19 protein-coding genes are annotated in these 20,318 nt (G+C 51.8%); 7 read left to right on the top strand and 12 right to left on the bottom strand.

Going from position 1 to position 20,318, the window contains the following annotated elements:
- Positions 1 to 7 precede the first annotated feature (7 nt).
- The 3 genes from EYC87_RS11945 to EYC87_RS11935 all read right to left on the bottom strand — a co-directional run bounded on the left by EYC87_RS11945 (position 8) and on the right by EYC87_RS11935 (position 2,855).
- Positions 8 to 2,014 carry a M3 family metallopeptidase gene (locus tag EYC87_RS11945; RefSeq protein ID WP_279253081.1) on the bottom strand — a complete coding sequence of 669 codons (2,007 nt, stop codon included), beginning with the start codon at positions 2,012 to 2,014 and terminating at the stop codon, positions 8 to 10.
- A gap of 78 nt (positions 2,015 to 2,092) precedes the next feature.
- Positions 2,093 to 2,305 (bottom strand): RNA-binding S4 domain-containing protein, encoded by a 213-nt coding sequence (locus EYC87_RS11940; RefSeq protein WP_007228843.1) that lies wholly within the window; start codon positions 2,303 to 2,305, stop codon positions 2,093 to 2,095.
- Between the two features lie 7 nt (positions 2,306 to 2,312).
- Positions 2,313 to 2,855, bottom strand: coding sequence for a hypothetical protein (locus EYC87_RS11935; protein ID WP_007228735.1), 543 nt, complete (start codon positions 2,853 to 2,855; stop codon positions 2,313 to 2,315).
- Positions 2,856 to 3,229: 374 nt separating this feature from the next.
- On the opposite strand from EYC87_RS11935, the gene ppnP reads away from it, so the two are divergent.
- Positions 3,230 to 3,511, top strand: coding sequence for a pyrimidine/purine nucleoside phosphorylase (gene ppnP, locus EYC87_RS11930; RefSeq protein WP_279253080.1), 282 nt, complete (start codon positions 3,230 to 3,232; stop codon positions 3,509 to 3,511).
- Positions 3,512 to 3,596: 85 nt separating this feature from the next.
- Entirely contained in the window at positions 3,597 to 6,119 is a 2,523-nt protein-coding gene (locus EYC87_RS11925) for a zinc-dependent metalloprotease (RefSeq protein ID WP_279253079.1), read from the top strand.
- Between the two features lie 31 nt (positions 6,120 to 6,150).
- On the opposite strand, the gene EYC87_RS11920 is transcribed toward EYC87_RS11925, so the two are convergent.
- From EYC87_RS11920 to EYC87_RS11910, 3 genes are all read right to left on the bottom strand, one after another.
- Positions 6,151 to 7,368 (bottom strand): MFS transporter, encoded by a 1,218-nt coding sequence (locus EYC87_RS11920; RefSeq protein ID WP_279253078.1) that lies wholly within the window; start codon positions 7,366 to 7,368, stop codon positions 6,151 to 6,153.
- A gap of 120 nt (positions 7,369 to 7,488) precedes the next feature.
- On the bottom strand, positions 7,489 to 7,896 hold the full coding sequence (locus EYC87_RS11915) for a putative quinol monooxygenase (protein ID WP_007228912.1): 408 nt from the start codon (positions 7,894 to 7,896) through the stop codon (positions 7,489 to 7,491).
- Between the two features lie 53 nt (positions 7,897 to 7,949).
- Positions 7,950 to 9,311 carry a cytochrome P450 gene (locus EYC87_RS11910; RefSeq protein ID WP_279253077.1) on the bottom strand — a complete coding sequence of 454 codons (1,362 nt, stop codon included), beginning with the start codon at positions 9,309 to 9,311 and terminating at the stop codon, positions 7,950 to 7,952.
- Between the two features lie 157 nt (positions 9,312 to 9,468).
- Between EYC87_RS11910 and EYC87_RS11905 the strand changes: the two genes are divergently transcribed.
- The 4 genes from EYC87_RS11905 to EYC87_RS11890 all read left to right on the top strand — a co-directional run bounded on the left by EYC87_RS11905 (position 9,469) and on the right by EYC87_RS11890 (position 13,837).
- Positions 9,469 to 10,416, top strand: a complete 948-nt coding sequence (locus EYC87_RS11905) for an SDR family oxidoreductase (protein ID WP_279253076.1) — start codon at positions 9,469 to 9,471, stop codon at positions 10,414 to 10,416.
- A gap of 242 nt (positions 10,417 to 10,658) precedes the next feature.
- Complete coding sequence (locus tag EYC87_RS11900; protein ID WP_279253075.1) at positions 10,659 to 11,411, top strand: 3-keto-disaccharide hydrolase; 753 nt, start codon at positions 10,659 to 10,661, stop codon at positions 11,409 to 11,411.
- Complete coding sequence (locus EYC87_RS11895; RefSeq protein ID WP_279253074.1) at positions 11,408 to 13,093, top strand: GMC oxidoreductase; 1,686 nt, start codon at positions 11,408 to 11,410, stop codon at positions 13,091 to 13,093. Before EYC87_RS11900 ends, EYC87_RS11895 begins: the two co-directional genes overlap by 4 nt.
- Positions 13,094 to 13,837 carry a gluconate 2-dehydrogenase subunit 3 family protein gene (locus tag EYC87_RS11890; protein ID WP_279253073.1) on the top strand — a complete coding sequence of 248 codons (744 nt, stop codon included), beginning with the start codon at positions 13,094 to 13,096 and terminating at the stop codon, positions 13,835 to 13,837. It begins immediately after the preceding gene.
- Between the two features lie 76 nt (positions 13,838 to 13,913).
- Here the strand turns inward: EYC87_RS11890 and ltaE are convergent, their stop codons facing one another.
- A complete protein-coding gene (ltaE, locus tag EYC87_RS11885) occupies positions 13,914 to 14,951 on the bottom strand; it encodes a low-specificity L-threonine aldolase (RefSeq protein ID WP_279253072.1) in 1,038 nt (345 codons plus the stop codon).
- Between the two features lie 115 nt (positions 14,952 to 15,066).
- Between ltaE and EYC87_RS11880 the strand changes: the two genes are divergently transcribed.
- Positions 15,067 to 15,804: a pseudouridine synthase gene (locus tag EYC87_RS11880; RefSeq protein WP_279253071.1), complete on the top strand. Its 738-nt coding sequence runs from the start codon at positions 15,067 to 15,069 to the stop codon at positions 15,802 to 15,804.
- Positions 15,805 to 15,860: 56 nt separating this feature from the next.
- On the opposite strand, the gene EYC87_RS11875 is transcribed toward EYC87_RS11880, so the two are convergent.
- From EYC87_RS11875 to EYC87_RS11860, 5 genes are all read right to left on the bottom strand, one after another.
- Entirely contained in the window at positions 15,861 to 17,858 is a 1,998-nt protein-coding gene (locus EYC87_RS11875) for an alkaline phosphatase D family protein (protein ID WP_279253070.1), read from the bottom strand.
- 211 nt (positions 17,859 to 18,069) lie between these two features.
- Entirely contained in the window at positions 18,070 to 18,570 is a 501-nt protein-coding gene (locus tag EYC87_RS11870; protein WP_279253069.1) for a YehS family protein, read from the bottom strand.
- A gap of 160 nt (positions 18,571 to 18,730) precedes the next feature.
- Positions 18,731 to 19,360 carry a PAQR family membrane homeostasis protein TrhA gene (gene trhA / locus EYC87_RS11865; protein ID WP_279253068.1) on the bottom strand — a complete coding sequence of 210 codons (630 nt, stop codon included), beginning with the start codon at positions 19,358 to 19,360 and terminating at the stop codon, positions 18,731 to 18,733.
- A gap of 142 nt (positions 19,361 to 19,502) precedes the next feature.
- Positions 19,503 to 19,700: a hypothetical protein gene (locus EYC87_RS19430; RefSeq protein WP_007228852.1), complete on the bottom strand. Its 198-nt coding sequence runs from the start codon at positions 19,698 to 19,700 to the stop codon at positions 19,503 to 19,505.
- Positions 19,701 to 19,841: 141 nt separating this feature from the next.
- A complete protein-coding gene (locus EYC87_RS11860; protein ID WP_279253067.1) occupies positions 19,842 to 20,192 on the bottom strand; it encodes a DUF3127 domain-containing protein in 351 nt (116 codons plus the stop codon).
- Positions 20,193 to 20,318 lie beyond the last annotated feature (126 nt).

Here is a 20,318-nt window from a genome sequence, read left to right as displayed (position 1 = left end):
GCCGGTGTCAGTTAAGCCCTCTGTTACGCAATAGTGCCTGCACCTCAGGATCACGGCCGCGAAATGCACGGTAAAGCGCCATGGGGTCCGCAGAACCGCCTCGCTCGAGAATATTTTGCCGAAAGGCCTTTGCTGTTGCTGGATCGAACAGTCCATTTTCTTTAAATGCCTCAAACGCATCCGCATCCAATACTTCGGCCCATATGTAAACGTAGTAGCCTGCAGAGTAGTGGTCGTCCGAGAAAATGTGCTGAAAATAGGAAGACTTGTAACGAGGATCGACCACCGTTGTGTTGCCAATTTGATGGGCAATCGCTTCCTCAAAAGCAGGAACGTCTTCAATGTCTGTCGCATTCTCTCCGTGCCACGCCATATCCAGGAAACAGGCTGCTAGATATTCTGTGGTTGCGAAACCGGTATTGAACTTCGAAGCAGCCCGCAGCCGCGTGATGAGCTCTTCAGGGATAACTTCGTCCGTTTCAAAGTGTCTCGCGTAGCTGCGTAAGACGTCTGGTTCTATCGCCCAGTGCTCCATGATTTGTGATGGGAGTTCAACAAAATCCTGCTTCACTTCAGTACCGCTGAGGCTCTCATAGCGCACATTGGAAAGTAAGCCATGCAGCCCGTGCCCAAACTCGTGAAACAAGGTGCGGACTTCATCCAGGCTTAACAAACAGGGATCAGCGTGAGGGAAGTTGCAGCAATTAACGATAACGGGTGCTACATGGGCATCCAGGTTCGACTGATTGCGGTAGGTGGACATCCAGGCTCCGCTGCGTTTGGAAGGGCGCATATAAAAGTCAAACAGGAAAATGCCAATGCTGGAACCATCAGCTTCGTGAGCTTCAAAGGCTTGCATATCCGGGTGATAGAGAGGGAGGTCGGTGCGCGGCTGGAAGCTGATGCCGTAGAGTTTTCGCGCTACCTCGAACGCTCCATCGCGCACTCTCTCCAGCTGAAAGTAGGGCATGAGTTCATTGTCATCAAGGTCGTAACGCTGTTGTCTGAGTTTTTCGGTGTAATAGAACCAGTCCCAACCCGCCAGCGTGAAAGGGGTATCTTCTTTGTCGATAAGCGTTTGCAGGTCTTGAGACTCCTCGTCAACCTTACGGTGACAGGGTTCCCATACCTGATTCAACAGCGCCATTACGTTCGAGGGTGTTTTTGCCATGCGGTCATCCAGCATAAAATCCGCGTGGCTGGCATAGCCAAGCAACTTTGCACGCTCTGACCGCAGGGCAATAATTTTCTGGATGATAGCGTGGTTATCAGTCTTACTCTGTCCACACTCTGTATAGGCTTTATAGATTGCTTCGCGCAGTTCGCGGCGCTCGCAATATTGTAAGAAAGGCGTAATCGAAGACCGGGACAGCGTGAACAGATATTGCCCTGGATAGTCGCGGGACTCAGCTTCTTTGCGAGCGGCTGATCGCACAAATTGTGGGAGTCCGTCCAGTTGCTCCTCCTCCAGCAGTAGCTGGTAATCGTTGGTATCGGCCAATACGTTCTGGCTGAACTGAGTGGTCAATAGCGCGAGATGTTCGCTGATCTGTTCCATGCGTTGACGCCCGTCCTCTTCCAAGGCTGCACCTGCGCGTATGAAGTGTCGATAAGTGTTTTCCAGCAACAGGCTTTGCTCACCGGTCAGTTGCAGTTCGCTCGAATTGACTTTCTCGACTTTTGCGAAGAGGACGGGATTGGCGAAAATTCGGCTATCGTGCAAAGCACAGCGTGGAGCGATATCGAGGTCCAGGGCCTGCAGGGCATCATTGGTATGCGCAGAAATAAGGTTGAAAAATATCGAACTGACGCTGTCGAGCAATGCGCCCGCTCGTTCCAGGGCTTCAATGGTATTGCTAAAGTCCGCCGGTTCCGGGTGGTCGATGATGGCAGTTATTTCAAGGTCATGTGCCGTAAAAGCGGCGTCGAAGGCGCTGGCGAAGTCCCCTGGTTTGATTGCGGGAAAGTTGGGTACGCCATGCGACGGTGTTGGAATGAGAAGGGGGTTGCTCATTATGCTGGCATCCTGATGAGAGACAGGACGCAGTATAGAGCGGATTGATAGGCGTTGCAGGCCTATTGTAAGTCCAGCCTAGGCGAGTGAGACCCGCAAAGATTCGCCATTGAAGCTAATCGTATCACCGGCCAATATTTTTCTTCGCCTGCGAGTTTCAGTTGTGCCGTTGACCGTGACCTCGCGACCGTCAATGGCGGATTTGGCAGCACCGCCACTGGCTACAAGACCCTCAAACTTGAGAATCTTGTAGAGTTCAACCGGTTCGTGGTTTATCAGGACATCGCGCATTTTGAGCCTATGCTGCCTCGGCTTCGCTGTTTTCGTCGTCATCCAGATCGGTTTCCAGCTCAGCCAGTTTGGCTTCGAGTTCCTCGATGGCGCGCTTCTGTTCGGCACATTCAGATTTGCTTTTGGCGAGCGATTTCTGCAATGCGTCTGCCGACTTGGTCTTCTCGGCCAGCTTTTTCTTGTTTGCGTCCAGGTTCTTCTTCATTTTCTTCGGGTCGAACTGCTTCAGGGCCTTGAGCTCGTCGCGCTCTTGAGCAAGATCCTTTTGCAGTGACTTGACGCGCTTCTTTAGGGTTGTCACTTCTTCCTGAAGGTTTTCACCACGGCTGGTTAGCTCGCGATTCAGTTGTTCGGTGTGCTTATTCGCTGTGGCACTTGTCGACAACGTGGAAATCTCTTTCAGCTGAGTGTCTAAACGTTCTTTTTGCTGTTCTTTTTCTTTGGTCAGCGTATCGATTTCCGCTGTTTTTGCGTCCAGCTGGCTCTGGTACTCAGTTCTGAGCTTGTCTTCCAGTTCGATCAGTTTTTCAAGATTTTTGGTGGTGAGCATTCAGTTTCTCCTGTGTTTTGTCTTAATCCGCTGTTGGCGGTAATATTCAATACCCGCAGCCCCGACCCTGTCGGTGGCTAGACCTGGCTACATCTTTGTAGAGCGCATTCGAAATGGCCTGCCTGAGACGAGAGTGTCCAACCTTACGTCCCGAAAGGGCGCGCAAGAAGGCGGGTTGATAGTTCGTAACAGGCTAAAAACTAAAGGGTTTCTCAGCGGGCGCGCGATTCTACCACAGTAATTGTGACGATGCCGCTCTATCTTGCCGTTGTTTTTTTAGCGGGCGCTGAAAAAGCTTTGTGATCTGCCTCCAATCGCGGTTTTGGGCGTTCGATTGGTGTAAAATCCCGGTTTTTCAACGGAGGTGCGCCAGCGTGTTAATGGTCAATGAGTATTTTGATGGCAAAGTGAAGTCGATCGCGGTAAACGGCGGCGATCTACCTGCCACCATTGGCGTGATGGCCCCGGGTGAATACACTTTCGAGACCAGTCAAAGAGAGTACATGACCGTAGTAGAAGGGAAACTGCGGGTCAAACTCCCCGGATCGATGGACTGGCTTGTTGTTACGAACGGTGAGACATTTACGGTCGAGTCAGGCGAACGCTTTGAACTGCGAGTGGCCCGAGAAAGCGCATATCTCTGCAAATATGAATAGGATTGCCTAGAAAAGCAGTCGCAAAGAGTGACCAGAACCCAAAGACTTAGGCGATGTCAATATCAGGCACCCATCAGAGGACACCATGGACGGACTAAACAGAAAATTTTCAATATTACTGCTGTTGGCGTGTCTGCTAAGCGCGTGTAGTGGCAAGAGTCCTCCGGTCAGTGCAGATGCAGTGCTGTCCTATGACCAAATTATTGAGCGCAGTGAACATATCGAGGGCTTCTTCGACTTTTACCGCGATCGTGCGACCGGGGAAACGTATCTTGCGTTGGAACCTGATCAATTAGGTACCGAGTTTATCTATGCAGCGAAGTTTTTAGACGGTATTTCAAGTAACTGGGCCTCGCGTGGGGTTCATCTCGATGCGGTCGTACTCAAGCTGCGTAGGCAGTTCAAAAATATCGAGTTTTTAAAGGTCAATGTGAATTACTATCATGACCCCGACTCTGAATTATTCAGGTCGGCAAATGCAAATATTCAGCCGGCGCTGTTGGCGGTCGCGGAAATTGTTGCAGAGGATGCAGAGAGTGGGCGACTTCTCGCCAAAATTGATCCGGTCATTATCAGTGAAGCCTTAACGCCCATCAAACCAGCGCTTAACCCTACGGACCAACCAGGAGCGGGCTTTGTCCTTGGTGAATTTAAAGTTGAAAAAAGTAGCATACGTGACATCCGTTCCTATCCGCAAAACAGTCTGGTAACTGCAAGTTACGTATTTGAGGATCCCGCTCCACTGGTTGCTCCCGGTTCAAGCTCGGTCGATCCCCGAATCGTAACGTTCGTTCTTCAGCACAATTTTCTGGCGATGCCGGACGACGACTTCACCCCTCGGTTGGCTGACCCGAGAGTTGGCTTTTTTACTAGTCAGGTTACAGACATGACCAGCTTTAGTGCTACGCCCTGGCGCGATCCGATTCAGCGTTGGCGTTTGGTCAAGAAAGACGCCGGGTCGGCGCTATCAGAGCCAGAAGAACCCATCGTATTCTGGCTTGAAAACACTACGCCTAAAGCGTTTCGTGACGCCGTAGCCGCCGGTGTTCTGGCCTGGAATCAAGCCTTTGAAATTGCAGGTTTCATAGATGCTATAGCAGTAAAGGTGCAACCTGATGATGCCGAATGGGATGCCGAAGACATTCGCTATAACGTGCTTCGCTGGACTGCCTCTAGTGAATCGCCTTGGGGAGGTTACGGCCCTGCATTTACCAACCCACGCACAGGTGAAGTGCTGGGAAGCGATATTATGCTCGAGTTTGGTTGGTTGAACGCATACAACCGGCGCGATCGTATATATATCGATAGAGAAAGCCGGCCTAAAAACACATCGCACCATTGCGACTTGGGTGCCCTGCGAGGTCAAAACGGGGCGTTCGCCGCGCTAGCCAGCAATGACACGTTCAATGAAGATTCTGAATTCATTCGGCAATCTGTTGTAGACCTGGTAATGCATGAAGTCGGACATACCTTGGGGCTGAATCACAACTTTATCGCCAGCACCTATTTGACGCCGGAGCAACTTCAAGATGAGCAACTCACTACTGAGAGAGGTGTGTCGAGCTCGGTAATGGACTATACGCCGGCTAACCTGGCACCACCCGGACGAGCTCAGGGTCGGTATTTTTCTGATAATGTTGGTATCTATGATCGCTGGGCTATCGAGTTCGGCTACAGTGAGCCTCTTGATAACCCAGAACAAGAAGCAAACCGTCTTGCTACGATTTTATCGAGATCGACGCTTCCTGGTCATGCATTTTCAATGGATGCCGAAACGATGAATGATTCGGCACTGGGCATTGATCCGCGAGTGCTCAGGTACGATTCCAGTGCTGATCCAGTGGCCGCAGGTAGGGGTATGATTGCGCTCGCCTATGCGACTGAAGCCAAATTGATGGGTCGACTCGCTCAAGAAGATACCAGTTGGCAAGAGGTGTATGACGCCTATGGCCGGCTGACGGCAGAAATTGGAAATCAGGGCATGATCGCTTCGCGTTGGATAGGCGGCATATTCGTCGATAAGTCTTTTCAAGGTCAAATAGGGTCTGAACTGCCACTTCGGCCGGTGCCGCTGATGCGTCAAAGGGAGGCGATGGCATTGCTAGAGGATGACATTTTCTCGCCTACAGCATTTTCGTTCAGTCCTGAGTTCTATCAGCATCTGTTACAGACGAGGCGCGGTAGCGGCTTTTATAAAAAACCTCAGGAGGCTCAACTTCACAGCCGGGTCCTGCAGCAGCAAAAACTGGCTTTGGATCATCTTTTGCACCCTAAAGTGATGCTCCGTATTGTCGACTCTCAGATGTATGGTAACGAGTATGGCCTTGCTGACATGCTGCGTGACTTAACGGCGGCGATCTTTGATGCAGATCTCGCTACATCGGTCAACTCACTGCGTCAGCAGTTACAGGGCGAGTATCTCAATCAGTTATTGGCTATTATTTCTGAGTCTAGTGAGACTGGCCATTCCAATATGGCGCAGGCTTCAGCGCTGGGACAGGTTGTTAATATTCAGGAAATGCTCAAAGGTCGCTCTGCGGTTGATCCGACTACGCGTAGCCATACCTCCGTGCTGCTGTTGAAGATAAAACGAGCTCTGGAGCCTTGAGCCTTGAGCCTAACCGAAGCAACTTAGCGCCTCAGGACGCATCCGCCAGCGCCGGAGTAAGTTTCCGCAATCTCAGATACATGAGCAGGTATATTGCGAAAGCGATAATGGATGCGCAGGCGCACATAACGAATATCCCCCCGTAACCCAGTCCCAGGGCGAGGATGGAAGCCGCCATGTTGGGGCCGATGATCTGGCCAAGGCCCTGAGCGCCGGGCATAAGGGCCGCAAATCGTCCTGAGTGATCGATATTTGCAATGGTCGCAAGCTGGTAAACATCAACGAAAATCCAGCAAAAATTAAAAGTGAACATGCTGATCATTACATTGGTGTTATTAATTCCGTTTGCCAACATTAAGACAATAATGGCCTGCACAATCAGGGTCACCAGCAATGGTTTTGCCAGGCCGAAACGGTTGCTGATGACGGTCGCGCAGGCGCAGCCAATGACCGAGAATACAGAGGTGTAAACGAGTAGCTGGCTCACCCATTGCGGGGATGCCTCAGAGTTTAGACTGGCCAGTTCAATGTAAGTCCAGTAGGCGCCAATATTTAGATAGGTAAACAACACAGCCGCTAATACTAGCCAGGGTATGTAAGAAGGAACATGCAGGTAAGCGGTGTAATGCGCGCCGCTTTGCGCTTGTTCGTCAATTTCGATATCGAGGCTTGTTGCTACCGGCCGCGGAGGTAACCAGGGCAGTAGCAGTAGACTCAGCACCGTGGTGCCAATAAAGAACAGGTAAATTTGATTCATACTGAGTTTGGGCAGTAAGTAGAGCTCTCCGCCCTGTGAAAAAGCGAAGGCAAACAGCAGAATGTTGAAGGCCCGGGCGGGTTTAGATGTTCCCGCCAGGGTTGCGATTGCCACCGCGGTGCAAGCTCCGCTGCCGATGCCCGCCATCGCTCTTAGCCACAGGGTATCTTCGTAGCTGGTCGTCACCATGCAAAATGCGTTTGCGCCTACAGCTACGGTCCCGGCGGCCAGAACAATCAAGCGCCGGTTTACCCGCGCGACGACCAGTGACACCAGAATTGCGCCCAGTGAAAACCCTCCAAGATCCGCGCCTGCTATGCGGCCAACCTGAACTTCTGAGTACCCAAGTAGTGACACCCAGGCAGTGCTAATGACAGGGATACCAACCATCACACCATAACCTACCAGGGCCATGTATATCGCAACTGTTATGGAACGCCAGTCATCAAAGACAGTGCGATGATGCAGCAGTGAACTTGTGTTTTCTGGCACCGTGGTTAGGTCCTTGTCTTTTATTATTTGAAAATATGCCTCTCAGGCATAGTGACTACCTGTCAGCGTAATTACAAGCCATTGCAGAGTCAGAGTCAGAGTCTGTGCTGGCCTTGCGATTTAACTGCGATGGGCCAGCCACCATTGGGCTAGTGAGACGGGAAACTGCTCGGCTTGATCTGCGAGTTGCAGCGATGCCCCACGGTCCAGTGTTCCCACTTGGGTTGCCGGGAGAGGAGACGCCCCCTGCACCGGATCGACGGTCTCCAGGTCGAGCTCGGCGATACAATCGACAAATCGCTGCATCTCACCTTCGTGGTGATCGCTGGCCTGGTGTCGCCAGAAATCGACCGTGGTGGCAAAAGAAAGTAGGCAGTAATAAAAGCCAGGTTCGCAACCGCGCCAGTATTCATAGCGAATCACCTGGTCCTCGGTGCTATGAGTTGCCTGATACATTGTCTGCATTACAGCTTCAAATGTGTTCTCTTTGCCTGGGTGGATTTTTATTTTTGCCAGCAAAGTGCTCATTGTATTGTTGCTCCGAATGGTTAACGGGTGAAGGACTGGAGGCCGATGCCGGACTACCGCGGTTCGGCACGGAACTTGAGATTGAGTGTCAGGGTTCCCAGCATGATTCCCGGCTGGTGCTCGAAAGTATTACCCTCGCCGTATTCCAGACTGGACAGTCGTTCGAGCAGTCGTTCCCAGGCGATCAGCTGTTCCTGTCTTGAAATTCCGGCGCCGGGACAGGTCCGCGGTCCCTGCGAGAAAGTGAGGTGATTACCCAGGGACTTGCGCTCGAGGTTCAGTTCATAGGGACATTCGTAATGTTTCGGGTCTACATTACCAGCCGCAAAGCGCAAATGAAGAACTGAGCCTGCTGGTACTTCTACGCCCTGGAATATCTCTTGTTGTGTCGTTAATCTTGTAGAGAGGCCCTGGGTAGGTGCGCGCAGTCGCATGGCTTCTTCGGTAAAGGCTCTGATTTTTTCTGGATTGGCCTTCAGGGTGGCAAAGAGCCCGGGTTGGTCACACAGCAACTGCGCTTGCTGTTCCAGCGCGTATTGAGTAGTTTCAAGACCGCCCAGCACCATGAAATACACGATCCCATAGACTTCACCGTCAGTTAGTTTCCGATCCAGTGCTTTATAGTGAATTCGGGTGAGGTCACTGATCATATCGTCTTGTGGGTTGGCTCGCTTGCTTGCGACTTGATCAGACAGATAATCTGCGAAGCCGCTTAAATCTTCTGCCTGCTGCGACATTTGGCTGTCGTTAAGAATATTGAGATGGCCCTGACCATAAACGTATTGCATGACCTGGGCGCTGCCCCAGTTAGCGAGGCGAGTGATATCGGTGAACGGCAGTCCCAGAATACGCGCGGTGACCCTTTGTGGTAAGAGACGTGCGAATTCTTGAATGAATTCGACCGTACCCTTGCCATCGCCGTCCTTCCGGCTTATCCAGTCATCGATGAGCTCATCTACGATCTGGGTAATCATCTGTCGATGGCGTCTGGCTCCGGGCCCGACCCATGGGTCGGTGAGTTCTTGCCGATGTGCTCTCCACAGCTTCTGGTTCGGTCGCAGGGTGCGCACAGAGTCAAGGGCGAGATCGAAGCGAGAAGTGTCTTGCTGCGGGGTATCGCCTTTGTCCACGGCAGCCTGCATTTCCTCTACCATCAGGCTCATCACCGGGGTAAAGCGCTCCGGGTTTTTGACTACCCGCTCGATATCTTCATAGCAGCTAAGCACAAAAGCATCGCCGATACCGCCCATGCCCTCTCCGGGCAGTGTCATTACTGGAGCTTGTTCATGGAGAATAGGGTAGGCCTGGTACCAGTGTTCCTGGCAGCCGTTTCCAAATAGGTTTACCTCCCCTAAAGTCGAAGGGCACCCGGAGTCCGAGACGGGGTTCGATAGACTGTTAGGGTAGTTCTTCATGGCCATAGCCCCTTTGGAGGTCATGCTTTGTTAACCGACTTGTCCCAAGTTTGCGCTCGGCTTGCCAAGCAGGCGACATTGGAGTGTAATCCCAACATAAAAAACCGTACATACTGTTTAAAATAACATTGAAGTGTCCTGGCTGCAAAATACCTTAATGACAGATGAACTTAATCGGTCGGCGATGGAGCGGGCAAGAGCAAGGAGTGAAACCATGGGCAAAAGAGTGATGGTAGCTGGCGCAACCGGCTACCTGGGCAAGTTCGCTGTTAAGGCGTTCAAACAAGCCGGTTACCAGGTACGCGTTTTAACCCGCAGCAAAGAACGTCTCTACGATGTTGGGCCATTTACTGCCCCCGCCCTTACCGATGACGATATGGACGAAGTATTCGTTGGCGAGATCACCCAACCAGAGACGCTCGCGGGGCTTATGGATGGGGTCGATCTGGTCTTTTCCTGTGTCGGTATATCCCGCCAACGGGATGGTCTCACTTTTGAGCAGGTCGACTATCAATGTAATAAAAATCTGATCGAACTGGGTGAGTCCGCGGGCGTTAGCTGCTTTACCTACGTTTCTATGCAGGGGGCGGAAAATATTATGGATCTGGCCATCGTTCAGGCCCATGAAAAAGTAGTAGCAGCGCTACAGCACGCCAGTATGGAGTACCGTGTGGTGCGCCCCTGCGGCTATTTTTCAGATATGGGTGTGCTTTACGACATGGCTCGGAAAGGACGCGTCTACCTTGTCGGTGATGGGCTTAACCAAATGAGCCCCGTTCACGGTCAGGATCTCGCCGAGGCCTGCGTTCAAATCTCAGAAGGTTCTGAGTTGGAGGTTGAAGTCGGTGGTCCAGAAACAATGACCCAGCGGGAAGCCGCAGAGCTGGCTTTTGATGTCGCTGGCAAGCCAGTTAAGCTAACCATTATTCCCATGTGGCTTGCGAGGTGGCTGGTTAAAGTCATTGCGCTGATGTCTGCCCAGTTTGGCGACCTCGCTGAATTTATTGTGACTGCCGGAGAGATTGATGGCGTTGGCCCGCCCCATGGAGCCATGACCTTACGCGCTTACTTTGAGGATATGCACTCTAGTCAGGAGTCGCTCTGAGCCAACCTTGTCCACGATAGATACCTAAAATTCTGAGCAACGCATGCTTTTCATTACTGCTGTCAGCGGTAACCCTGAGGTCGCACTATAACTGCCTAGGTTGATGAATTCAGGCTCACTGCTAACCATACTATTAAGAGTATTCATTAAGCCGCCAATAACATAAGGTGAATGACTCACCGCTAAATAGATAAAAGACCTTGGCGACTCGATTGCCGCCAGCGAGAATGGGAAGCAGTTAGATGTCTATGTGTTGGATAAAGAGAACCGCAGTCTCGGATCTGCTGCCACAGCTGGCAGCCCTGCTACTGATAGTGTCGAGCGCGGGGGCTTTTGGGGTCGACAACAAACTTAGCCAAGCTGAGATTGAGGAGGGCTGGGAACTGCTATTTGATGGCAATGAAATTCGTCATTGGCGTAACTTCAAGAAAGATGGCTTGAACGAAAAGTGGGTCGTTGATAACGGCACAATGAAGCTAGTGGGAAGCGGGGGTGGCGACATTCTTACCCACAAGTCGTATCGTAACTTCGACTTGCGACTTGAGTGGCTGATTTCAGAGGGTGGCAATAGCGGAATATTTATTCTGGTAGATGAAGAGGGCAAGTTTATTTTTTCACACGCTCCTGAAATACAGATACTCGATAATGAAAGACACTCTGACAGAAAAGTTGATTCGCATCGGTCCGGTTCTCTTTACGACATGGTGGCATCTCATCCGTCCTCACATAAACCCGCCGGGCAGTGGAATCAGGTGCGCATTTTGTTTCGTGATGGCTTTTTGCAAGTTTGGCAAAACGGCGTAAAGACAGTGAATGTCACGATCGCTGACAGTACCTGGAATACGCTGTTTGAGGCTAGCAAGTTCAGCAGCAGCATTGGTACGATGTTCGGAGACTTCGAGGGTTTTGCTGAAGCCAGGTCAGGTCATATTGGTCTTCAGGATCATAGCGATCCGGTCGCATTCAAGAATATCAAGATTCTGGAGCTGCAATGACGACTGATTTTGACTATGACGTCGTCGTCGTTGGTTCCGGTGCCGGTGGTGCAATGGCCGCTTATACGCTGACCAAGGCAGGCAAGAAAGTGCTGATGCTGGAGGCAGGTCGCGACTATGACCCGGTGAAGGAAACACCGATGTTCCAGACCCCAAGGGAGGCGCCGCTGATGGGTGCTCCCACTCCCGACAAAAATTTTGGTTACTACGATGCCACTGTTGACGGGGGTTGGTCGGTGCCTGGCGAACCCTATTCCACGGGTGAAGGTTCAGAATTCAAATGGTGGCGCGCGCGCATGTTGGGAGGAAGAACCAACCATTGGGGACGTTACTCGCTGCGATTTAGTGAACATGATTTTAAGGGTTACAGCCGCGATGGTCTGGGCGCAGACTGGCCTTTTGAATACGCTGATATCGCTCCCTGGTATGACAAAACAGAAGAACTGGTAGGTGTTTGTGGAACCAATACCGGGTTAGACGATATGCCCGATTCAGCTCCCGGCGTGTTGCAACCGCCGCCTACACCCAGGGTGCCTGAGTTACTGGTGGCGGCAGCAGCAAAAAAACTGGGTATCGCTGCAGCCCCCATGCGTCGAGCGGTGCTTACGCGTCCCAAGGACGACCGTGCGGCCTGCTTTTATGCTACCTCCTGTGGCCGTGGTTGTTCCATTGGTGCCGCTTTCCAGACCACGACGTCATTGCTACCCATGGCCCGCGCAACAGGCAAGCTGAAGATTGTTACTGACGCCATGGTTAAATCGGTAAACGTTGACGACAAGGGACGGGTTAACGCCATTAGTTATGTTGACAAGAAAACAGGTGAACTGAACGAACTGCCAGCGCCGGTCACGATTTTAGCTGCCAGTGCCTGTGAATCGGCGCGCATCATGTTGAATTCAAAGAGTGAGCATCACCCGCGCGGTCTGGCTAATTCCAGTGGGCAGTTAGGGCGTAATATCATGGATTCCACGGGTATGAGCTTCAGTGCTTCGGTTCCTGCTTTGAAGGGGCGCCCCATTTATAACGAAGACGGGCATACTGCTAATCACCTGTTTATTCCCTGGTGGGGGCACAGCGCTCAGGCGAGAGGCGACTTGAATTTTCCGCGCGGTTACCACTTTGAAATGGGCACTGGTTTTCAGGCTCCGGGGGCTTTTTATCCGGAAAAATTGCAAGGTTACGGTGCGGCGTTAAAGCGCCAGGCCAAATACGATTACGGCGCCAAGATCGGTCTGGCTCTGCGTGGTGAAATGTTGCCCAACGAACACTGCTACATGGAAATAGACAATCAGCTGAAGGATAAATGGGGCATACCCGTCGCCAAGTTTCACTGGAAATGGTCGCAGCATGAACTGAACCAAATATCACATGGTTTAAAAACGGCACAGGCAATTTTTCAGGCTATGGGTGCAGATGTTTCCGCCGCGCTACCTGCTCCCGAAGACGCCATCAAAAAGGGGGGAGAAATTATCCATGAAGTAGGTGCGACACGTATGGGCAATTCGGCAAAGGACTCGGTGACTAACCAATGGGGCCAGACCTGGGATTGTGACAACCTGTTCGTGATGGACGGCGGTGTGTTTGCGTCCAATCCTCATAAAAATTGCACGCTGACTATCATGACCCTGGCGATGCGCAATTCGACCTGGCTGGCCACCCAACTCGATCAGGGGATTATTTAGGTGCCTGACATCAACGAGCCAACCCCAGCCTATAAAAGCGCGCTAAGTCGTCGTCAAACCCTGAAATGGCTGGGCGTGATGTCCGCTGGTATTACCTTACCCGTCATTAGCGGCTGCGATTCGGCGGCGATTTCCGCCGCAAAAGTGGCTGGGCGTTGGCCCGACCTCGAACTTGCGCCTGTCACCGGTGAGGGCTATGGCACAGATCCCAATCTGATATCGCCTCCACAATCGCCCTGGCCGCTCACCATGACTCAGGACCAGCGCAACCTGACCGCAACGCTCTGCGATATTTTAATTCCCAGAGAGGGGAGCGTGCCATCGGCTTCCGAGGTGGGCGTGCCTGACGCAATCGATGAGTGGGTTAGCGCTCCCTATCCTAGCCACCAGGCAGACCGCAAAGAGATACTGTCGGGTCTAGCCTGGCTAGACGAGGAGTCTCAGCGCCGCTTTGACAAAAAATTTGTCCAGGCCTCATCGGCACAGCAGTTAGAAATTATCGATGTGATTGCCTACGAAGAGGCAGAGAGCGATTTGCGCTACATCTACATTGCCAAGGTGTTTGACGGCCTGCGAACACTGGTAACGATTGCCTTTTTTGCTTCTGCAGAGGGCACGGACGATCTGGGCTATATCGGCAATACACCAATCGAGGGGGATTATCCCGGTCCGACACCTGAGGCCAAGGCGCACCTTGAAGCTGTGTTACGTGATCTTGGGTTATCCGAATACCGTTATTCCTGAGGACATGACCAGGTGCTAATCGGCGATTTTATCCACTAGCCCTGTGATGCAAAATAATGTTTGGTCACAGCGGTCTTCAATGTTGCCCGATGCCCTGCAGGTATGCATCACAGACACTAATTAGTCGATCTACGGCACTGCGATCAATATCCATGTGGGTAACAAGTCGCATAACGTCGCCGCCCAGCACGGCAATACCTTCGTCAGCCAAACGAGCAACAAGGCCATCAGTGATGGCTGCATCATTAAGTGTCATGAACACCATGTTGGTTTGCGCTCTTGCAATATCGCAGTTCACTCCGGGTAGTGACGCCAGGCCTTTGGCAAGATGCAGGGCGTTTTTATGATCCTCCGCCAGCCGCGGAATATTGTTCTCCAGCGCATACTGGCAGGCAGCCGCCATGATGCCGGCTTGGCGCATACCACCGCCTAGCATTTTGCGCCAACGGCGCGCCTGGTCGATCAGTTCAGCATTGCCCACCAAAATTGACCCTGCGGGCGCGCCAAGGCCCTTGGATATGCATAAGGAAATGGAGTCATAGTGCTGTGCGATGTCCTGTAAGCTCACCTGCTGCTTGACGCAGGCGTTGAACAGGCGAGCGCCATCCAGGTGCAGTGCCAGGCCGGTTTCGCTGCAGAGACTCGCGGCCTGCGAGTGATAGTCCATCGGTAGCACATCGCCAGAACGCGTGTTTTCCAGGCATAAGAGGCGCGAGCGTGCAAAATGAAAGTCATCTGGTTTGACTTTGCTGCGCACCTTATTCAGGTCCAGTGTTGAGTCATTTGAGTATTCTATGGGCTGAGGCTGGATGCCGCCGAATACAGCAGCGCCACCGCCTTCGTATTTATAGGTATGGGCTTCCTGACCCACGATGTACTCATCGCCCCTCTGGCAATGGGCCAGCAGGGCCACCAGGTTGCTCTGGGTGCCAGAGGTACAAAAAAGTGCTGCTTCCTTGCCCGCAAACTCTGCGGTCCAGGTCTCCAGCGCATTAACAGTAGGATCGTCGCCAAAAACGTCGTCGCCGACCGGGGCTTTTACCATGACCTCGCGCATGGCAGGGGAGGGCCGACTGACTGTGTCGCTGCGAAAGTCTGCGTTTATAGTATTCATACTGTTTGTGCCTGATAAAGATGAGACAATATTAACTCGACTGTTGCGTTCTGTCGCGGCCGCAGTAGCGCGTTTGATGTCTAAAGGGGATGACTGTGCTCATCTTTAAATTAAGATGAAACTTCAACGGACCAGATTGGATCGTTTGGTGAGTGAACGTGGGGGAGTGCATCGGAAAGAGGTGCGTTTGCTGTTGGCGCAGGGACGAATACATATTGATGGTCGACCCGCTGACTCAATCAACCAGGCTGTTGGCCCTTTTACCCGGGTGACTCTCGATGCGCGTGTTTTGCAGGCCAATAAGGCACGTTACGTTATGCTTCACAAACCGTCTGGCGTGGTTAGCGCCACCCGGGACAAGCAGCACAAAACAGTCATCGATCTGGTATCTGTGCCCTATAGCAGCGAATTGCATATCGTAGGGCGGCTGGACTTTAACTCTACCGGACTGATGCTGTTGACCAACGATGGGCGTTGGTCGAGGTCCCTGTCTGATCCGCAAAATAATATCGCCAAGACATATCGGGTCCTGCTTGAAAAAGCACTGGACGATAGCTACGTGAAGGCTTTTGCCGATGGCATGTATTTTGATTTTGAGGGTGTGACTACGCGACCAGCTGAATTAAGAATTCTTGGTCAATACGAGGCAGAAGTGGACCTGATCGAAGGGCGCTATCACCAGATCAAAAGAATGTTTGGTCGTTTCGATAACCGGGTTAAAGCGCTGCATAGGACCTCGGTGGGCTCACTATCAATGGCGGCTGGCCCTGCGCTTGGGCAATGGCGAGAACTGACCCTGTCGGAGCTGGATTTACTGGGCTTGGAGCACTGCTGCCTGAGCCCAACAGAATAACGCAGTAAGGTAGGCGCATGGTCGTCAGTGCTCGCTTGTCTGCTGGAATGAGGTGTTTATGTTGCCGCGGGGTCAGGCGGTGTAAACGGAAAGGAAGCGCCTCCCTCGAACACAGGTTCGCTGAGCTCAGGCGAGTTTGCTGCCGACCAAATGGGTAACTCGAAGTGGGCAATGTGTTTGATTTGGGGTGCTGATTCAAATGGCGAAAGAAGGCTTTCCATTGTGACCATGGATACCTTCAAGTGCTCTGCGCTGAACTGCGCCAGTCCATAGCCATTCGCCGTGCTATCGAGGTACTTAAGATCTGGATTCGCACCGTTTGGTCCCAGCCATCGGGCAGGTGCGCGCAATCCTGTTTGAGAATATGCAAATGAGGCCAGAGCACCGTCCAACATGGTCATGTTCCAGGTCGGAGTGACTTCGCCTTCTTCAAGCCTGTAAACCAATGCCGCGAAATCGGGATGGGATTGACTGCCGACTTTATAAAGCTCTTCAAACATCGGTTGGGAGCTGATACCTGCGACGCTGAAGTCTACCGCTACCGGCTTTGCTTCAGTATCATTGGCATTGTGTCGCAGCGCTCCCGCTCCGTGCATATGATGGTCTCCGGAGAAGGATACTACGCCGGTGACTTCCTCTGCCTGCAGTTGCTTCATGATCAGGCCGAGCTCGTGTGGGTAACCGGCCCAGGCATCAAGGTGAAAGATGCCGTCTTCATAATCGGTGAAGGGGAGAGTGGATAAATCCAGTCGCATGGGGATCATCGGTAGGGCATTGGCCCACAGTTTCCAGGGCACCTCAGCGGACGAGAGTCCCTGCAGTAACCAGTCTCGTTGCGATTCTCCCAACAAAGACCCCGGCGCTCGGCCTTTACCGGGATTGGGGGTGTTACCGTCGGCATAGGGCAGGGTAGCGGGTGGGTTGCCGTTATTGTATTCGTCGCCAGCATCGGCCATTTCGACCAATTGTACTGAGCTCATTACCAGGCCCAGCGACTCCGCGAAGTCATCTGGCAGACAAGCAGGGCTGCGGTAGCTGCGGCTATCCGTCAGTAAAATATCCAGGTACTTGCCCCAATTGAGTTGGCGGTAAATGCAAAGGCTTTCTATAGCGCCATCATTAGAACTGGTGACATTTGTGCTGGGTTTGCGAAAGTTATGCGCGGGTTGTTCTTCAAGCTCATCCAGCACTGCGGGAATAAACTCGAACCAAGCGCGGTTGGCGGCCACTTTGCGCTCGCTCTCAGCGACCGGGCTTTCTCGGTATGTGGTGTAAACCTGGTAACTGTCGTTGCTAAATTCATGGTCGTCCCAGGTGCATATGAAAGGCCAGCGAGCGCGGGCTTCCTGCAGGTTTGGGTCGCTTAGATAGGTTTTATACAGGTGACGATAGTCAGCCAAAGTCAGAGCGTAACTGTACTCGTCCTGCTGGACGCCATCAGGAAATGGGGGCAACGGTCGGGGTACCGGCATGTCATTGGCTAGCTTGGGCCAGCTGCGTTCATAAATAAAATCCCCCAGATGCAGGACGAAATCGATCTGTTCACTGTCGCTTTTGGCTTTGTCATCGGCAAGCATACGAGCCCAGGAACCATAGTAAGCCTGCTCATAGCTCTGGCAACTGACGAAGGCCATGTTGACGTTGCGCTCTTGCCCGGGCGCGGGGGCGGTGCGTGTTCGGCCGATACGAGAGGTACTGTTCGCACCTACGAAACGGTAGTAGTAGCGTGTGTCCGGGTTGAGCTCCCTAACCAAGATTCTAATAGTGAAATCATGCTCTCGGCTGGTAGCAACCGTTTCTTGCGCAACCAGGGTGGAAAAATCACTGTCCAGGCTGAGTTGTACCTGGACACTTGTCTCGTCGGCAGTAGCCTCGGGCACAGCCCTCGTCCAGAGCATCACCGCAGTAGGCTGCGGATCGGCAGAGGCAACCCCCTGGGGGAAACGCAAAGCAAGAGTGGGCCCTGGTGAGCTGGAAGCGCCCAAGCTGCCTGCGGTCAGCAAAAATGTACTACTGGAAAGTAGGCCTAGAACGGTCCTTCTGCTGATGGGCATAATAATTAATTCAGTGGCTCAGGATGACGCTACTGTAGCCCAGACTATCCTATCGGCAAAGTCCGGGCAGTAATAAAACCGCGACATATCAGCGCGACCGGCGATGTTGGCCCGGCTAACGAAGCGATACCATCAACGGTACCTTGATTAATGGTATGGGAAAACAAGTTGCTTTGCTCGCTGGCGAGTGAAACAAGAATCCACCTTTGCTTCAGTTTCTGCTTGGCCAAATGGAATCCGGTTTTTTTTCTTTCTGACCTCGCTGCTGAATCTGCAGGCCCATAAGAAAGTTTCGTAATACCTGATCTTTACACTGTCGATAGTTTCGGTGCCCTGGCTTTCGAAAAAATGAGCCGAGTTCTGATAAGCTCAATTCATAGTCGGCAAGATTCAGGATGTTAATAATATCGTCGGATTGCAGGTTCAAGGCGATTTTCAGTTTTTTCAAAATGAGGTTATTGGTCAATGAATGTTCAGCCTTGGGCTGCGGACCATCACGTTTGCCCCGCTTCTCGTTGATTAGTCCATTGAGGAAAGTCGCGAGCATTTTGTCATTGCACTCCTGATAAGATTTTTCATCTTCTTTGAGCAACCAGGAAATAATATGGCCACGCCTCACCTCTGCCCCGGCCAATGCGAAAATTTTAATCATCTTTGCATCGTCAAAATCGAAGATAAAGCGCAGGCGGCGTAGAACGTCATTGTTTGTCATTTTCCTGGTCTCTACTTAATTGGATAAAAGTTACGTTGCTATTAGGCATGTGGGCTCCGGTGCGTTAGCTGGAGTAAACGATGCTGCCTGAAGAGTCCACGAGGGAATTATTTGTCTGCCGCTGCCGCTCTGTTTTTCTGAATTTTGCTTTAGTCGACGTTTATCGAACATAGCCAATGACAGCGATCAGGTGACAGACAGAACCGACAAGAACAAAAAAATGCCAGATACCGTGGGAGTGATCAAGTCGATCCATCTTGTCGAGTAAATAAAATACAATTCCTGCTGTGTATGCGATTCCACCTGCGGTCAGCCAAAAGAAACCCGCTTCAGGCAGGGCTGCTTTTAAACTGGCGAATTCCAGGGAGCACGCCCAGCCCATGCTGAGGTAAATGACGAGTTGAATCGTCTTGACCACTCGCCCAGATAAGAACACTTCAGAAAGGATTCCGATAATGGCCAGTGTCCAAACCAGGGAAAGAATCATCTTTCCTTCACTGCCGCCCAAGCTGACCAGCATAAAAGGAGTATATGAGCCAGCAATAAGCAGGTAGATCGAAATGTGATCCAGAAGCTGAAAGGCTTTTTTAAGTCGAGGTTCCTGGAAGCTGTGGTAAAGCGTTGACATGGTGTACAACAGTACCAGGGCAAGGCCGAAAGCTGTAAAGCCAACGATGACCGCAGGGTCGCCAGTTTGAATGCCCAATGCGAGCAGCGCACCAAGCGCGATCAGTGCAATGACGGCCCCGACCAAATGGCTGATGCTGTTAAGTTTTTCTCCGTAGTACATTTTCTACGACAGGCCCTGTGGGTGATGGCTTATCTACGGGAAATCCCGAGAGGTGCAGGTCGGGAAGCAAAATGAAGCAAGGTAGGGTTAGATAAAACCTGGGTACAAGCCCCCTCAACAGCTTAGGGGCCATCACCTCGGTTTATTCAGATTCTTTGGATTCGGACGGTTTGGGTTTAGGGGGTGCCATGCTGGGTTGCCCACTAATTCCAGACTCGACTTTCTCTATTTTTCCGCCGGCTTCGAGAAAAGCTTTCACTTTGTCGTCAAGAGAAGATGAAGTCTCCACAGCAGCGGGTTGCTTCTTTTTGCCTAATGTTGTCAGTGGTTTCGTAGCCATGTTATGTCTAAATGCGTTATCTGGTTCCCTACCATACACAAAAACGAGTCAAAAATGGAGGAAACATCAGCGTATATTATTATATCGCTGTTGGTCGATCAGCCTGCTTTTGATCCTGCTGGCGACAAAAAACCGGGCATGCTAGAACGGTATATCTTCGTCCCCAAAGTCAGACGGAGTAGGGAAGGGTGGTGATTGCTCGTCGATACCAGTTGCTGATGCGTCTTCCGCGGCATCGATTTTCCAACCCTGGAGGTTGTTGAAATAACGACCGTTGTACTCCCTTCCTCGAATGTCAAAGGTGACGGTTACTTTTTGTCCTGGCCGCAGCGAATCTAGCAATGTCACTTTTTCTTGAACGAATTCGAGGTTGATTTCTTGAGGGTATTTGCCGTCTTCGACGATGACCACCATCTCTCGTTTGGTAAACCCGCTGTCAAAAGTTTTTGCATCCTGAATAAGTTTTATTTTTCCAGTTAAATCATATGCCACGCAAATTTCTCCGATCGAATCCAGTGTCAGTCACCACGAGGTGGCCAGTTTATCCTCTGCTAGCGGCCGTTGCTATCAGGCCAGCAAAATAACTGCATATAGGCGATATTGATTGATCGTTTCTTA

The sequence above is a fragment of the Candidatus Seongchinamella marina genome, from assembly GCF_026262685.1.
In the GTDB taxonomy this organism is placed as follows: domain Bacteria; phylum Pseudomonadota; class Gammaproteobacteria; order Pseudomonadales; family Halieaceae; genus Halioglobus; species Halioglobus marinus.
This window is presented reverse-complemented; position numbering and strand designations above follow the sequence as displayed.

Coding starts and splice junctions, on each gene's coding strand:
- EYC87_RS11945 (WP_279253081.1), bottom strand. CDS start 2,014: ATGAGCAACCCCCTTCTCATTCCAACACCGTCGCATGGCGTACCCAAC.
- EYC87_RS11940 (WP_007228843.1), bottom strand. CDS start 2,305: ATGCGCGATGTCCTGATAAACCACGAACCGGTTGAACTCTACAAGATT.
- EYC87_RS11935 (WP_007228735.1), bottom strand. CDS start 2,855: ATGCTCACCACCAAAAATCTTGAAAAACTGATCGAACTGGAAGACAAG.
- EYC87_RS11925 (WP_279253079.1), top strand. CDS start 3,597: ATGGACGGACTAAACAGAAAATTTTCAATATTACTGCTGTTGGCGTGT.
- EYC87_RS11915 (WP_007228912.1), bottom strand. CDS start 7,896: ATGAGCACTTTGCTGGCAAAAATAAAAATCCACCCAGGCAAAGAGAAC.
- EYC87_RS11910 (WP_279253077.1), bottom strand. CDS start 9,311: ATGAAGAACTACCCTAACAGTCTATCGAACCCCGTCTCGGACTCCGGG.
- EYC87_RS11905 (WP_279253076.1), top strand. CDS start 9,469: ATGACAGATGAACTTAATCGGTCGGCGATGGAGCGGGCAAGAGCAAGG.
- EYC87_RS11900 (WP_279253075.1), top strand. CDS start 10,659: ATGTCTATGTGTTGGATAAAGAGAACCGCAGTCTCGGATCTGCTGCCA.
- EYC87_RS11895 (WP_279253074.1), top strand. CDS start 11,408: ATGACGACTGATTTTGACTATGACGTCGTCGTCGTTGGTTCCGGTGCC.
- ltaE (WP_279253072.1), bottom strand. CDS start 14,951: ATGAATACTATAAACGCAGACTTTCGCAGCGACACAGTCAGTCGGCCC.
- EYC87_RS11880 (WP_279253071.1), top strand. CDS start 15,067: ATGAAACTTCAACGGACCAGATTGGATCGTTTGGTGAGTGAACGTGGG.
- EYC87_RS11875 (WP_279253070.1), bottom strand. CDS start 17,858: ATGCCCATCAGCAGAAGGACCGTTCTAGGCCTACTTTCCAGTAGTACA.
- EYC87_RS11870 (WP_279253069.1), bottom strand. CDS start 18,570: ATGACAAACAATGACGTTCTACGCCGCCTGCGCTTTATCTTCGATTTT.
- trhA (WP_279253068.1), bottom strand. CDS start 19,360: ATGTACTACGGAGAAAAACTTAACAGCATCAGCCATTTGGTCGGGGCC.
- EYC87_RS19430 (WP_007228852.1), bottom strand. CDS start 19,700: ATGGCTACGAAACCACTGACAACATTAGGCAAAAAGAAGCAACCCGCT.